We start from the raw sequence: 14025 nt of genomic DNA, 5'->3' as shown, positions 1-14025 counted from the left end.
CGCAGAGCGTGGGAACGATCATCATCACCGACCATGACTGAGATTTGAACATGACCGACACCCCCCATTTCCCGCTCTCCGCCGTGGTCGGCGCCGATGACTTGAAGCTCGCCCTGTACCTGACCGCCATCGACCCGAAAATCGGTGGTGTGCTGATCGAAGGCCCGCGCGGCATGGCCAAGTCGACCCTGGCCCGAGGCCTGGCGGACCTGCTGGCCAGTGGTCAATTCGTCACCTTGCCCCTGGGCGCCACCGAAGAACGGCTGGTCGGAACCCTCGATCTCGACGCGGCCTTGAGCGAAGGGCGCGCACAGTTTTCTCCCGGTGTATTGGCCAAGGCCGACGGCGGCGTGCTCTACGTCGATGAAGTGAACTTGCTGCCCGATTACCTCGTGGACCTGCTGCTCGACGTGGCCGCCAGCGGCACCAACCTGATCGAGCGCGACGGGATTTCCCATCGGCATTCGGCGAAGTTTGTGCTGATCGGCACCATGAACCCGGAAGAGGGCGAACTGCGTCCGCAACTGCTCGACCGCTTTGGCCTGAACGTCGCCCTCAGTGGCCATACCGCACCCGCCGAGCGCGGCCAGATCATCCGTCGTCGACTGGATTTCGACAGCGATCCCCAAGGCTTCTGCGCCGAGTGGGAAAGTCAGCAACACGCCCTGCGCGAGCGTTGCCAGAAGGCGCGTGCGGCCCTGGCGAGTATCCCGCTCGACGATGCCGCACTGGCGCAGATCACCGAGCGCTGCTTTGCTGCCGGCGTCGATGGCTTGCGGGCCGATCTGGTCTGGCTGCGCGCGGCGCGGGCACATGCGGCCTGGCGCGGTGCGAACGCCATTGCCGAAGAGGATATCGACGCGGTCGCCGAATTTGCCTTGCGTCATCGTCGTCGGGAGCATTCGACCTCTGCGCCGCAACACTCCCAAGCGCCACAGCAATCCCCTGCGCAAACCACCAACCCGAACGAAGGTCAGGGCCAGTGGGGCGAAATGCCCGCCCAGGCGCTGCCGGTCGGTGCTCGACGTGAAGTGCCGAGCTGGCCAAAAAAGCCCTAGGCATTCGCCCTCGATCAGACGCGGGGGCGAATGCCAGACCCCGCGCAGGCCGGCTGGATCACGGTAAACAGGGCAAGCGTCACGCCGCCCGTAGCGGATCGGTCAACTGGCCCGGCACTTTGCTCAACGGCCGACCGCGTCAACGCGATGACCTATTGTTCCATCTGCGTACCCGCACCCCGCATGAACTGTGGCTGGTGATCGTCGATGCCTCGGCCTCGACCCGGCGCCATCAGGCGTTGAGCGATGCCAAGGGCTTGCTGGCGCAACTGTTCGACGATGCCTATCGCCAGCGTGCGCGTCTGGCTTTGCTGACCGCCAGCGGTCACCTGCCGAAGTGGCAGGTGCAGGGGTTGAAAGCCTCTGCGGGCTTACGCGATTGGCTCCAGGGATTGGGCGCCGGCGGCGGGACGCCGATGCTGGCGGCGCTGGGTGAGGCGGGGCACTGGCTGGCGGCACGGCAAAAGCGTTTTCCGGCCGAACAGCAGCGGCTGTTGCTAGTGACGGATGGACGGTTGAAGGAATGGTCGACGGTGCCGGCGCTGGATTGTCCGGGGTTGCTGATCGACATCGAGCGCGGGCCGATTCGCCTTGGGCGAGCTAAAGTGTTGGCAGATCAACTGCAAGCGCATTACCGGCATATCGATGATCTGTAGCGGGGCGCAAAGATCGCAGCCTTCGGCAGCTCCTACAGGGGGTGAGTACATCCGCGAATGAAGTGGGTACATCCGCGCATGACGGGTGTGCCACAATCGGTGAAGGAGCTGCCGAAGGCTGCGATCTTTTGATCTTCACAGGAGTGACCCATGCGCGTTCTAGCCCGCAACGATCAGGACGATTTCCGCGTCAAGGCCTACGCCGGCACCAACGGTGTATTGCTGGCCATCGACTTGGCCGAACCCCGCCGCAAAGGCCTGCTGGGGTTTGCCATCGAAAAACAGCAAGGCGACAAACCCTGGCTGTTTCTGTTCAACAGCCTGACCTTTCCCGGCAAGGATCATACGTTCCCCCAGTTTCACGCCACCCCCAGCGATTCCGCGCCTTTGCAGAAATTTCGCTGGGCCGATTACGCGGTCAATCCGGGTGTGACGATCCATTATCGGGTTCACCTGGCCTACGGCACCGCCGATGCGCCACAGCTGGGTGAAAGCCTGGAAGTGACGGTTACCACCGACAATGGCCAGCCCACGGGCCAGAACGTGATTTTCAACCGGGCGGTGGCTGCCAGTCAGGCGTTCCAGCGCAAATTCGCCGACCTCGATGCGCTGCTCAGCGTCAACAAGACACTGCCCATCGAAGAATGGCCCGACGCGCCACGGCAATGGCTGGAAAATGGTCTGCTCGCGCGTCTGCTCGGGTTTATCGAACGTGCCGTGGACGGCCACTGGGCGCTGGACATCGCGATCTACGAATACCAGCTGCAGGCGATCGTCGATGCGGTGAACGCCGCCTTCGAGCGTGGCGTAAAGGTTCGGGTCCTGTACCACGCCCAACCTGGCGAAGACACCACGGCGCTGAACGAAGCCAGCCTGGAAAAAATCCCGGCGGCGAACAAACGCGGGCGAGTCACCCACAATATCTTTCACGACAAGTTCATGGTCCTGAGCCGGCTCGATGCGACGGGGCAGCATCAGCCCGAAGCGGTACTCTGCGGCAGCACCAACTTCACTGCCAACGGCGTTTACCGTCAGGCCAACGTCGTGCATGTGCTGGACGACGCCCGGATCGGCGCCAGTTATCTGCAAACCTTCGAGCAGGTCTGGGCCACACCGACGGACGTCGGCGCCACGCGGGACTGGCTCACGGAACATAATCCGATGCAGCCTGACCAGCCGCTGTTCGCCGGTTTTTCACCGCGCTCGGGCGAGGGCGACTTGAGTGAGTTCGTCAGGATCATCAACGCCGCCAAAAAAGACCTGCTGTTTGTCACCGCATTCACCTTGCCGGACAAAATACTCAACGCGCTGCTCGGCCAGCCCCACGACGACATCTTGCGTTACGGCCTGCAAAACACGGTCAGCAGCATCACCGGTTTCCACGCCGACCGCACCGCCGAATTCGCCGCCACCGCGCTGCTCAACACCGGCCTGGAAGGCTGGCTCAAGGAAAACATGAAAGGCCAGAAGGGCAACCTGCTGGTGCACACCAAAGCCATCGTCGTCGACTTCACCAGCGATTCACCAACCATCATCAGCGGCAGCCACAACCTCAGTGACGCGGCCAGCAACGGCAATGACGAAAACTACCTGATCATCCGTGGCAACACCGACCTGGCCGATCGCTACGGGCTGGAACTGCTGCGCTTCTACGAACATTACCGGTTCCGCTACTTCGCAAAGAAACTGCAACTCAAGCAGGTCCGGCCGTTGGCGACGGATGACAGCTGGACCGATGACTATTACCGCGAGGGCGACCTGCGGATGTTGTCGCGGCTGCGTTTTTCCGGACGATAAACACACCGACGGACTAATTCTGATCACGGAACCTGGAGCGAGGCTTGCCCGCGAAGAACGATGACGCGTAATACCTGAAAAAACGCAGTGCATTCTTCGCGGGCAAGCCTCGCTCCAGGGATCTGCGTCTTGCTGGTATGAGCGTTCTGTCAGACGGCTCAAACATTACTCGTCAAACGCACATCCAACAGCGCCCGAGCCCGATGCACAGTACATAAGTTGCTGAGGGTTTTTTGCAGCCACGGCAAGTCGTGGCGGGGTTTGCGGGCAACCCGTTTGGGCCTGAGTTTGCCGATGTACTTTCTGAAATATTCTTCCAGGGTTTCCGCGGTTCCAATCCCCTTGAGCTTCTTCAGCAGCTTCCCGTCCTTGTAGATCAGCACAGTCGGTGTGCCGGTGACTTCCAGATGCCGAGGGGACTTGCTCGTATCCAGCACATAGATGCACGCGTGATCCTTGTACTTCTCGGCAATGGCACGGAAAACCGGCTCGGCCCATTCGCAGGCGGGACAGTGGTCGTTGCCGAAATACAGAATCACCGGGCGCCAGGTGTTGAGCGCTTTGCGGTAGGCCGGATCCAGTGGAGGGGTGGTCATCGAACTCATTGAAATCTCCTTTTCAAAGACTATCGAAGGCCTGTTGACGTTAAAGGAGGCGAGCGGGTGGGTCTACTGTCAGAAATTACAGGTGTGCTCTGCTTCTTTTTGACCTGCAATGCACTGCAATGTGGCTCAACCACACACAGCCTGTAGCCAACGGTAGCGTTCAGCCAGCTGTTCTTTTCGTAACACCTTCTTCGCGCCTGTGCGCATCCATTTGATTCAAAACACTTTTCAAATCCTCCGAGATTCCGCCCACATCCTGTGGCACACTTTCTGCTGTCTATTCCGTTGTTACATACCTAGTTCCGGTATAGCGGAATAAACACAGCCCTGGAGTGCTTGCCATGCATCGCCGACCTTCCTTGTTTAAAGCGTGTGTTTTCGTTCTCGCGGCTTCGGCCGCTGCCGTGGGTGTCGCTCAAGCGGCAGACAGCAAGCTCGACAGCGTGCTGGCCCGTGGGAAATTGATTGTGGGCACGGGCAGTACCAATGCGCCGTGGCACTTCCAGGGAGCGGACGGCAAGTTGCAGGGTTTTGATATCGATATCGCGCGGATGGTGGCCAAGGGGTTGTTCAACGACCCGAGCAAGGTCGAGTTCGTGGTGCAGTCGTCCGATGCGCGGATTCCGAATCTGCTGACCGACAAGGTCGACATGAGTTGCCAGTTCATCACCGTGACCGCCAGCCGCGCCCAACAGGTCGCGTTCACGCTGCCGTACTACCGCGAAGGTGTTGGCCTGTTGCTGCCGGCCAACAGCAAGTACAAGGAAATCGAGGACCTCAGGGCCGCCGCCGACGGTGTGACCGTGGCGGTACTGCAGAACGTGTACGCCGAAGAACTGGTGCATCAGGCGCTGCCCAAGGCCAAGGTCGATCAGTACGACAGCGTGGATCTGATGTATCAGGCGGTGAACTCCGGCCGTGCCGACGCGGCGGCCACCGATCAGTCGTCGGTGAAATACCTGATGGTGCAGAACCCTGGCCGTTATCGCAGCCCGACCTACGCCTGGAGCCCGCAGACCTACGCCTGTGCGGTCAAACGCGGCGATCAGGACTGGTTGAACTTCGTCAACACCGTGCTGCATGAAGGCATGACCGGCGTTGAATTCCCGACTTACGCAGCCTCCTTCAAACAATGGTTCGGTGTCGATCTGCCAACCCCGGCCATCGGTTTCCCCGTCGAATTCAAATGATCCCGTGAGAGCGGGGCGGTGATAAATCGCCCCGCTCAAGGTACTGCTGACCATGAACTATCAGTTGAATTTTGCCGCCGTGTGGCGCGACTTCGACACCTTGCTGGCGGGGCTCGGCCTGGGTCTTGAGCTGGCGCTGGTGTCGATCGCCATCGGCTGCGTGATCGGCCTGCTGATGGCATTTGCTTTGCTGTCGAAGCATCGCGCATTGCGGGGGCTGGCGTCGGTGTATGTGACGGTGATCCGTAATACGCCGATTCTGGTGTTGATTCTGTTGATCTACTTCGCCTTGCCGAGCCTGGGCATTCGTCTGGACAAGATCCCGTCGTTCATCATCACCCTGTCGCTGTATGCCGGGGCGTACCTGACCGAAGTGTTTCGTGGCGGGCTGTTGAGCATTCCCAAGGGGCTACGTGAAGCCGGGTTGGCGATTGGCTTGGGCGAGTGGCAGGTCAAGGCGTACATCACCGTGCCGGTGATGCTGCGCAATGTGCTGCCGGCGCTGTCGAACAACTTCATTTCGCTGTTCAAGGACACCTCGCTGGCGGCGGCGATTGCCGTGCCGGAGCTGACCTATTACGCGCGCAAGATCAATGTCGAGAGCTACCGGGTGATTGAAACCTGGCTGGTGACCACGGCGCTCTATGTTGCGGCCTGTTACCTCATTGCCATGATGCTGCGTTACCTCGAACAGCGTCTGGCGATTCGCCGATAGGAGGCCCCATGTACGAATCCCCCAGCTGGTTGCATGAGTTATGGGTGGCCCGGGATGTCCTGTGGCAGGGCTTTCTGACCAGTGTGCAGTGCTCGGGCTTGGCGATTTTGCTGGGCACGCTGGTCGGCATCGTCGCCGGCCTGGTACTCACCTACGGCACGTTCTGGATGCGCGCGCCGTTCCGGTTTTACGTCGACATCATTCGCGGCACGCCGGTGTTTGTATTGGTACTGGCCTGCTTCTACATGGCGCCGGCACTGGGCTGGCAGATCAGCGCTTTCGGGGCTGGCACTTTGGGCCTGACGCTGTTTTGCGGTTCCCATGTCGCCGAGATCGTGCGCGGTGCGTTGCAAGCGCTGCCCAGTGGCCAGATGGAAGCGAGCAAGGCCATCGGCCTGACGTTTTACCAGGCGCTGGGTTATGTGTTGTTGCCCCAGGCGTTGCGGCAGATCTTGCCGACCTGGGTCAACTCGTCCACCGAGATCGTCAAGGCGTCGACCTTGTTGTCGGTGATCGGCGTTGCCGAGTTGTTGCTCAGCACCCAACAGATCATCGCCCGGACCTTCATGACCCTGGAGTTTTACCTGTTCGCCGGATTGCTGTTTTTCGTCATCAACTACGCCATCGAATTACTCGGCCGGCACATTGAAAAGCGGGTGGCCTTGCCATGACACAAGCACAAGATTCGACCCAGAACCCAGCGCTGCTGGACATCCGCGGCCTGCACAAACAATACGGCCAGCTCGAAGTGCTCAAGGGCGTCGACCTGACCATGCAGCGCGGCAATGTGGTCACGCTGATCGGCTCCAGCGGCTCGGGCAAGACCACGCTGCTGCGCTGCGTGAACATGCTCGAAGAGTTCCAGGGCGGGCAGATTCTGCTCGACGGTGAATCCATCGGCTATGACGAGGTTAACGGCAAGCGCGTTCGCCACCCGGAAAAAGTCATCGCCCGCCATCGCGCCATGACCGGCATGGCCTTCCAGCAATTCAATCTGTTCCCGCACCTCACTGCGTTACAGAACGTCACCCTCGGTTTGCTCAAGGTGAAAAAGTTGCACAAGGACGAGGCGGTAGCGCTGGCGGAAAAATGGCTGGAGCGGGTCGGCCTGCTGGAGCGTCGCGATCATTACCCCGGTCAGCTGTCCGGCGGTCAGCAACAGCGCGTGGCGATTGCCCGGGCGATTGCGATGAACCCGAGCCTGATGCTGTTCGATGAAGTCACCTCGGCCCTCGATCCGGAACTGGTGGGCGAAGTGCTGAACGTGATCAAGGGCCTGGCCGAAGACGGCATGACTATGCTGCTGGTGACCCACGAAATGCGCTTCGCCTTCGAGGTCTCGGACAAGATCGTGTTCATGAATCAGGGGCGGATCGAAGAGCAGGGGCCGCCCAAGGAACTGTTCGAGCGCCCGCAGTCGCCGCGACTGGCGGAATTTCTCAAGAGCACCCGCTTTTAAGCCTTCACTTTTTAATCAGGAGAAACACCCATGAGCATTACTCGTTACGGCACCGGCAGCACCGCCGGTGGCGGCCAGCCCCGTCCTTTCGCCCGCGCCGTCGAAGCCGATGGCTGGCTGCACGTGTCCGGGCAGGTGCCGGCGGTGGATGGTGAAATCATCGTGGGCGGGATTGTCGAGCAGACTCACCAGACCATGAAAAACCTGATCGCGATTCTGGAAGAGGCCGGTTACGGGCTCGAAGACGTGGTGCGCACTGGCGTGTGGCTGGAAGACCCGCGGGATTTCTGGAGTTTCAACAAGGTGTTCTCCGAGTACTTCAAAAGCGAACACGCCCCGGCCCGGGCCTGCGTGCAGGCGAACATGATGGTCGATTGCAAGGTCGAGATTGATTGCATCGCGTACAAGAAAAAGGCCTGAACCGAGGGCGCGGCTGATTGGCCCTTGTAGGAGCTGCCGAAGGCTGCGATCTTTTGGCGTTTTTGGAGCGTTGCAAGGGCAAGATCAAAAGATCGCAGCCTGCGGCAGCTCCTACGGGAGCGAATTTGAATGGGAACACTGACATGACCGAAGACACCATCAAGCGCCGGGCTCGCGGTCTGGACCGGGCGTTCGACATCCTCGATTTCCTCAAGGAAATCGGCCAGCCCCTGCGCCCGAACGAAATCGCCAGCGGCATCGGCAGCCCGAAATCCACGGTCTACGAACTGGTCGCGTCCTTATTGGAGCGGCGCATCCTCGAGCCCGTGGGCAAGGACGGTCACGTTTACCTCGGTCGTCAGCTGTACTTCCTCGGGCAGGCGCATTTGCGCCATTTCGACCTGTCCCGCGAGGCCGATCAGGCCTTGCAGGAAATCGTCAGCCAGACCCGCGAAACCGCGCAGATGTGCCTGCTCAACGGACGCAAATACACCGTGGCATTGATGAAAGAGGGGGAGCGGCATTTCCGCATTTCCTCGGACATCGGCGAAAACGCGCCGATCCCCTGGACCGCTTCCGGGCGCCTGCTGCTGGCGCACCTGAGCGATCAGCAAATCGTCGATTTGATCGACCCCGACGACTTCATCCTGCCCGACGGCGAACGCCTGCCGCTGGAGCAATTTCTCCAGGAGATCCGCCAGGCCACCATCGACGGATTCTTTTCCTTCGACAGCGTCGCCGACACCTTTACCCATTGCTTCGCCGCCCCGGTCAAAGACCCGAACGGCATTGCCATCGCAACCCTGTGCATCGTCGCCCCACGGGCCGATGCGAAGAACAATTACAACGACTATCGCCGGGTACTGATCGACAGCGCCAACAGCCTCGCCCGGCGCATCAACGAATAACAGCGGCTGCCTGCGGCCGCGTGTGTGAGGAGATCGACCATGTCTACTGCCATCAATACCGCCGCCGTGGAAAAGGGCGCCGCCCAGACCGGCGCCAACCTGGTGCGGGACGTCAGCCTGCCGGCCCTGGTGCTGCATCGCGACGCGCTGGAACACAACATTCGCTGGATGCAGGACTTCGTCAGCCACAGCGGCGCGGAACTGGCGCCCCACGGTAAAACCAGCATGACCCCGGCGCTGTTTCGTCGCCAACTGGACGCCGGTGCCTGGGGCATCACCCTGGCCAGTGCCACGCAAACCCGCGCGGCCTACGCCCATGGTGTGCGCCGGGTGCTGATGGCCAATCAACTGGTTGGCACGCCGAACATGGCACTGATCGCCGACCTGCTGACAGACCCGACCTTCGAGTTCTATTGCATGGTCGATCACCCGGATAACGTCGCCGACCTCGGCGCGTTTTTCGCTTCGCGCGGCGTGCGCCTGAACGTGATGATCGAGTACGGCGTAGTCGGCGGTCGTTGCGGTTGCCGCACCGAAGCCGAAGTGCTGGCGCTGGCCAAGGCTATCAACGCTCAACCGGCGTTGGCGCTGACCGGCATCGAGGGCTACGAAGGGGTGATTCACGGCGATCACGCGGTGAGCGGCATCCGCGAGTTCGCCGCCTCCCTGGTGCGTCTGGCGGTGCAACTGCAGGACAGCGGCGCGTTCGCGATTGCCAAGCCGATCATCACCGCGTCGGGGTCGGCCTGGTACGACCTGATCGCCGAGTCGTTCGAAGCGCAGAATGCCGGCGGGCGCTTCCTCAGCGTGCTGCGCCCCGGCAGTTACGTGGCCCACGACCATGGCATCTACAAAGAAGCGCAATGCTGCGTGCTCGACCGTCGCAGCGACCTGCACGAAGGTTTGCGCCCGGCGCTGGAAGTCTGGGCGCATGTGCAGTCGTTGCCCGAACCGGGTTTTGCGGTGATCGCCCTGGGCAAGCGCGACGTGGCCTATGACGCCGGTTTGCCGGTGCCGTTGCTGCGTTACAAGGCCGGCGTGGTGCCGGCGACCGGCGATGATGTGAGTGCCTGCAAGGTGACGGCGGTGATGGACCAGCACGCTTTCATGACGGTGGCACCGGGGGTTGAGTTGCGGGTGGGCGATATCATTTCGTTCGGGACTTCGCACCCGTGTTTGACGTTCGACAAGTGGCGTATCGGGTGTCTGGTGGATGAGCAACTGAATGTCATCGAAACCATGGAAACCTGTTTCTAAGAGCCCCCACAACATGAACAACATCAGCCCCCTGGGCCCCAACACTCCGCGCATCGCCCTGATCGGCGAGTGCATGATCGAACTGCAGCAGCGCGCCGACGGCTCTCTGCAACAAAGCTTCGGCGGCGATACCCTGAACACCGCGGTCTATCTGGCCCGTGAACTGGGCGATGGCGGCACGGTGGATTACGTCACTGCCCTGGGTGACGACAGTTTCAGCGATGCGATGTGCCAGAGTTGGGCCAGCGAACACATCGGCCTGGGCATGGTCCAGCGTTTGCCCGGTCGCTTGCCCGGTCTGTATTGCATCCAGACCGATGCGGCCGGCGAGCGGCGTTTTCTCTACTGGCGCAATGAAGCGGCCGTGCGCGATTGCTTTACCACCCCGGCGGCCGCGCCGATCCTGGCAGCACTGCCGGATTACGACGTGCTGTATTTCAGCGGCATCACCCTGGCGGTGCTCGGTGAGCAGGGCCGGGAGAAACTGCTGGACACCCTGATCGAAGCCCGACAGCGGGATGCGCGGATCGTGTTCGACAACAATTATCGACCACGTCTGTGGGCCTCGGTCGAGGACGCGCGGGCGGCTTATCGCCGTGTGCTGCCTTATGTCGACCTGGCGTTGCTGACGGTTGATGACGAGCAGGCGTTGTTCCACTTTTCTGATTACGCGGCGGTGTTTGCCGCTTACGAGCAGATGGGCACGCCCGAAGTGGTGCTCAAGCGCGGTGCCGAGGCGTGTCTGATTCGCTGTGACGGCGAGTCGTTCGAAGTGCCGGCGCAGGTGGTCGAACGGGTAGTGGACACCACGGCGGCGGGGGATTCGTTCAGCGCGGCGTATCTGGCTTGCCGCCTCAAGGGTGGGAGCCCGGTCGAGGCTGCTGAAGCGGGGCATCGCTTGGCGAGTCGGGTGATTCAGATTCCGGGGGCACTGATCCCCAAAGATTGAAATGCAATCTTTGGGGATGCTGTGATTTTTTTGGCAAGCCTCACCCTGTACATCGAGCCAGCCGATCAGTCCCGGTAAAACACCTGCACCAGGTGATACCCGAACTTGCTCTTGATCGGCCCATGCACCACCCGCAGCGGTTTTTTGAAGATCACCGCATCGATCGCCCCGACCATCTGCCCGGGCCGTACTTCGCCAAGGTCGCCGCCGCGTTTACCGGACGGGCAGGTGGAGTATTTCTTGGCCAGCACATCGAAGGCTTCGCCCTTGGCGATGCGTTGTTTGAGCTGCTCGGCTTCTTCCGAGGTTTTCACCAGAATATGGCGGGCTTGGGCTTTCATGGGCAGTACCTTGCAACGGTGGTGGCTATGTTGGTGCCAGCGTGGGGCGCGCGATTATGCCTTAACTCAGCCGGCTTGGCCGATCATCGTGCGAATCTTGTTGGCCAACAGGTCCATGGAAAAGGGTTTGGCTACCATGTCCATGCCTTCCTCCAGGAAGCCCTGGCGTTCGGCGGCTTTCTCGGCATAACCGGTAATGAACAGTACTTTGAGTTCCGGGCGGTGCTGACGAGCGATTTCCGCCAATTGCCGACCGTTCATGCCCGGCAGCCCGACATCGGTTACCAGCAGATCGACCCGCAGGTCGGACTCCAGCAAGGGCAGGGCGCTCTGCGCATCTTCGGCTTCATGGGCGTGATAACCCAACTCTTTGAGCAGGTCGAGCACCAGCATGCGCACCGCCGGATCGTCTTCCACCAACACCACGGTTTCACCGGCAACCGCTGGCGGTGCTTCGCCGGTGACCGGCAGCTGAGCGTGTTCCGGCAGGGCGACGTGCAACCGTGGCAAATACAGGCGAACGCTGGTGCCCTGGCCAGGCCGGCTGTGCAGGCTGACGTGCCCGCCCGACTGCTGGGCGAAACCATAGATCATCGACAACCCAAGGCCGGTGCCCTGGCCGATGGGTTTGGTGGTGAAGAACGGATCGAAGGCCTTGGCCAGTACTGATGGGGTCATGCCGGCACCGTTGTCGCTGACGGCAATCATCAGGTAATCCCCGGCCCTGACTGGCTCCAGCGGAGTGACGTCGCTGCCGTCGAGGTGAACATTGGCGGTTTCGATCAACAACTCGCCGCCATCGGGCATCGCATCCCGGGCATTGATCACGAGGTTGAGCAAGGCGTTTTCCAGTTGGCTGACATCGGTACTGACCGGCCAGACCTCATCGGCCAGCTTCAGTTTGAGCTCGATGTGATCGCCCTTGGTCCGGCTGAGCAAGTCTTCCAGGGAATGCACCAGCTGGTTGGCGTCCAGTGGCCTGCGATCCAGTGACTGACGCCTTGAGAATGCCAGCAACCGATGGGTCAGGGCGGCGGCGCGATGGGCCGAGGACACCGCCGCTTCGGTGAAGCGACCGATCTCGGCCGCGCGCCCATCGGCGATGTAGCGCTGCATCAAATCGAGGCTGCCGATGATCCCGGTGAGCATGTTGTTGAAGTCATGGGCGATGCCGCCGGTGAGCTGGCCGACCGCTTCCATTTTCTGTGCATGGCGCAAGGCGTCTTCGGCGCGCTCGCGTTCGAACATCTCGTTCTGCAGTCGCTGGTTGGCTTCGGCCAGTTGTTGGGTGCGAGCGCTCACGCGTTCTTCCAGGGTTTCGTTGAGGTTGCGCAGCGCCTCTTCAGTCTGTTTGCGCTCGGTCTCGTCGATCACGAAGATGTAGAAACCATTCACCGCGCCGTCTGCGCCGTGGCGTGGCAGGTAGTTCATCAGGGCCTGGCGGGTGCTGCCATCGCGGTGATCGGCGCTGATGCTGAAACAACAGGTCTTGCCTTTCAGCGCTTCGGCGATGTGTTCGGCGCGCAGGGCATAGGCTTCATCGCCGAGCACTTCACGAATGGTACGGCCGTAAAGCTCCTGGGGCGTCAGGCCATACCATTCCAGATAGGCGGCGTTATTCAGGCGAAAGCGCTCTTCGCGGTCCACATAACTGATCAGGATCGGCATCGCGTTGATGATCAGTTGCAGCTCGGTCTGGCTTTGGCGCAAGGCCTGTTCGATGTGTTTGCGTTCGGTCAGGTCCAGCGCGGCGCCGAGGAAGCGGATCGGCCGGCCATGGTGGTCCTTGTAGCAACGACCCCGGGCAAACACCCAGCGCAACTGGCCGTCGGCTTGCAGCAAGCGATATTCCTCGGCGTACTCGCTGCCATGGGTGATGCAGTGCTTGATGCTGCGGGCGATCATGGCGCGGTCTTCCGGGTGCACGCCGTGGAGGTATTCGCTGATCGGCAACTGGCTGGCCATGGCCGGATCTATACCATGCAATTGCGCGAAGTGCGCATCGGCGATGAAACGGTCTTCGCCAATGTCCCAGTCCCACGTGCCGACGGCATCGGTGGCGGCCAGTGCCAGTTGCAGACGCTGCTCGGTTTCTTGCTGGGCCTTGAGGCTGGCGGCAGAGCGTTGTTCCAGTTCGAGGGCGATGCGGCGGCGTTCGTTGGTTTCGATGGCCGTGACCAGAATCCCGGCAACCTCGGCGCTTTCATTGCGAATGGGGCTGTAGGTTAAATCCAGCCAGAAGTCGGAATCCCGACCGTCGCGCTGCAAGGTGAAGCGCTGTTCGCTGTAGGTCCGCACCTGACCCTGTAGGACGGCGCTGTAAATCGGGTCGGTAAAGTCTTTGAGTTCCGGCCAGATCAGGTGCGTCGGTTGTCCGAAAGCGTGAGGGTGTTTGCTGCCGGCGAGGAAGGCGAAGCCGTCGTTGTAGATCTGGGTGAGCTGCGGGCCCCACAGCAATAGCATCGGCATCGGCGAGTGGATCACGATGTCCACCGCGGTGCGCAGGCTCTGCGGCCAGTTTTCGGCGGCGCCCAGCGGGTTGTTTGTCCAGTCCAGTCGGGCAATCAAGGCCTGGGCATCGCTGGCGGTCGGTGGTGCGTTCATCTACATGTCCTGCGCATGAGTCAGTGTGGCGGCGTCTACTATCCTTGCAAGGCGGTAGACGCTGGA

The 14025-nt window shown here is 61.2% G+C and carries 14 protein-coding genes; 11 read left to right on the top strand and 3 right to left on the bottom strand.

Features of this window, described 5'->3' with window-relative positions:
• Positions 1–50 precede the first annotated feature (50 nt).
• From AC1D2Q_RS12015 to AC1D2Q_RS12005, 3 genes are all read left to right on the top strand, one after another.
• A complete protein-coding gene (locus AC1D2Q_RS12015) occupies positions 51–1058 on the top strand; it encodes a magnesium chelatase ATPase subunit I (protein WP_477813303.1) in 1008 nt (335 codons plus the stop codon).
• Between the two features lie 119 nt (positions 1059–1177).
• Positions 1178–1714, top strand: a complete 537-nt coding sequence (locus AC1D2Q_RS12010; RefSeq protein WP_477813302.1) for a vWA domain-containing protein — start codon at positions 1178–1180, stop codon at positions 1712–1714.
• A gap of 150 nt (positions 1715–1864) precedes the next feature.
• Positions 1865–3511, top strand: coding sequence for a phospholipase D-like domain-containing protein (locus AC1D2Q_RS12005; RefSeq protein WP_477813301.1), 1647 nt, complete (start codon positions 1865–1867; stop codon positions 3509–3511).
• A gap of 158 nt (positions 3512–3669) precedes the next feature.
• On the opposite strand, the gene AC1D2Q_RS12000 is transcribed toward AC1D2Q_RS12005, so the two are convergent.
• Entirely contained in the window at positions 3670–4116 is a 447-nt protein-coding gene (locus AC1D2Q_RS12000) for a thioredoxin family protein (RefSeq protein ID WP_477813300.1), read from the bottom strand.
• A gap of 341 nt (positions 4117–4457) precedes the next feature.
• Here AC1D2Q_RS12000 and AC1D2Q_RS11995 point away from each other — a divergent pair, with 341 nt between their 5' ends.
• From AC1D2Q_RS11995 to AC1D2Q_RS11960, 8 genes are all read left to right on the top strand, one after another.
• Entirely contained in the window at positions 4458–5306 is an 849-nt protein-coding gene (locus AC1D2Q_RS11995) for a transporter substrate-binding domain-containing protein (RefSeq protein WP_019578493.1), read from the top strand.
• Positions 5307–5358: 52 nt separating this feature from the next.
• Positions 5359–6021, top strand: coding sequence for an amino acid ABC transporter permease (locus AC1D2Q_RS11990; protein ID WP_018927655.1), 663 nt, complete (start codon positions 5359–5361; stop codon positions 6019–6021).
• An 8-nt stretch (positions 6022–6029) separates the two neighbouring features.
• A complete protein-coding gene (locus AC1D2Q_RS11985) occupies positions 6030–6692 on the top strand; it encodes an amino acid ABC transporter permease (protein ID WP_018927656.1) in 663 nt (220 codons plus the stop codon).
• The gene (locus tag AC1D2Q_RS11980) at positions 6689–7480 is read left to right on the top strand and encodes an amino acid ABC transporter ATP-binding protein (RefSeq protein WP_477813299.1); all 792 of its coding nucleotides are present in this window, start codon (positions 6689–6691) and stop codon (positions 7478–7480) included. Before AC1D2Q_RS11985 ends, AC1D2Q_RS11980 begins: the two co-directional genes overlap by 4 nt.
• A 30-nt stretch (positions 7481–7510) precedes the next feature.
• Positions 7511–7900 carry a RidA family protein gene (locus AC1D2Q_RS11975; RefSeq protein WP_018927658.1) on the top strand — a complete coding sequence of 130 codons (390 nt, stop codon included), beginning with the start codon at positions 7511–7513 and terminating at the stop codon, positions 7898–7900.
• A gap of 143 nt (positions 7901–8043) precedes the next feature.
• Positions 8044–8808: an IclR family transcriptional regulator gene (locus tag AC1D2Q_RS11970; RefSeq protein WP_477813298.1), complete on the top strand. Its 765-nt coding sequence runs from the start codon at positions 8044–8046 to the stop codon at positions 8806–8808.
• A gap of 39 nt (positions 8809–8847) precedes the next feature.
• The gene (locus AC1D2Q_RS11965; RefSeq protein ID WP_111454617.1) at positions 8848–10065 is read left to right on the top strand and encodes an amino acid deaminase; all 1218 of its coding nucleotides are present in this window, start codon (positions 8848–8850) and stop codon (positions 10063–10065) included.
• Between the two features lie 13 nt (positions 10066–10078).
• Positions 10079–11014, top strand: coding sequence for a sugar kinase (locus AC1D2Q_RS11960; protein ID WP_477813297.1), 936 nt, complete (start codon positions 10079–10081; stop codon positions 11012–11014).
• Positions 11015–11079: 65 nt separating this feature from the next.
• Here AC1D2Q_RS11960 and AC1D2Q_RS11955 read toward each other — a convergent pair whose 3' ends face one another.
• The gene (locus AC1D2Q_RS11955; protein ID WP_007933743.1) at positions 11080–11355 is read right to left on the bottom strand and encodes a peptidylprolyl isomerase; all 276 of its coding nucleotides are present in this window, start codon (positions 11353–11355) and stop codon (positions 11080–11082) included.
• A 66-nt stretch (positions 11356–11421) separates the two neighbouring features.
• Positions 11422–13959, bottom strand: a complete 2538-nt coding sequence (locus AC1D2Q_RS11950) for a PAS domain-containing hybrid sensor histidine kinase/response regulator (RefSeq protein WP_477813296.1) — start codon at positions 13957–13959, stop codon at positions 11422–11424.
• Between the last annotated feature and the right edge of the window lie 66 nt (positions 13960–14025).

It is taken from the genome of Pseudomonas sp. P1_A1, from assembly GCF_056406935.1.
The sequence above is the reverse complement of the archived record's forward strand: the minus strand, read 5'-3'. Positions and strand labels throughout refer to the sequence as shown.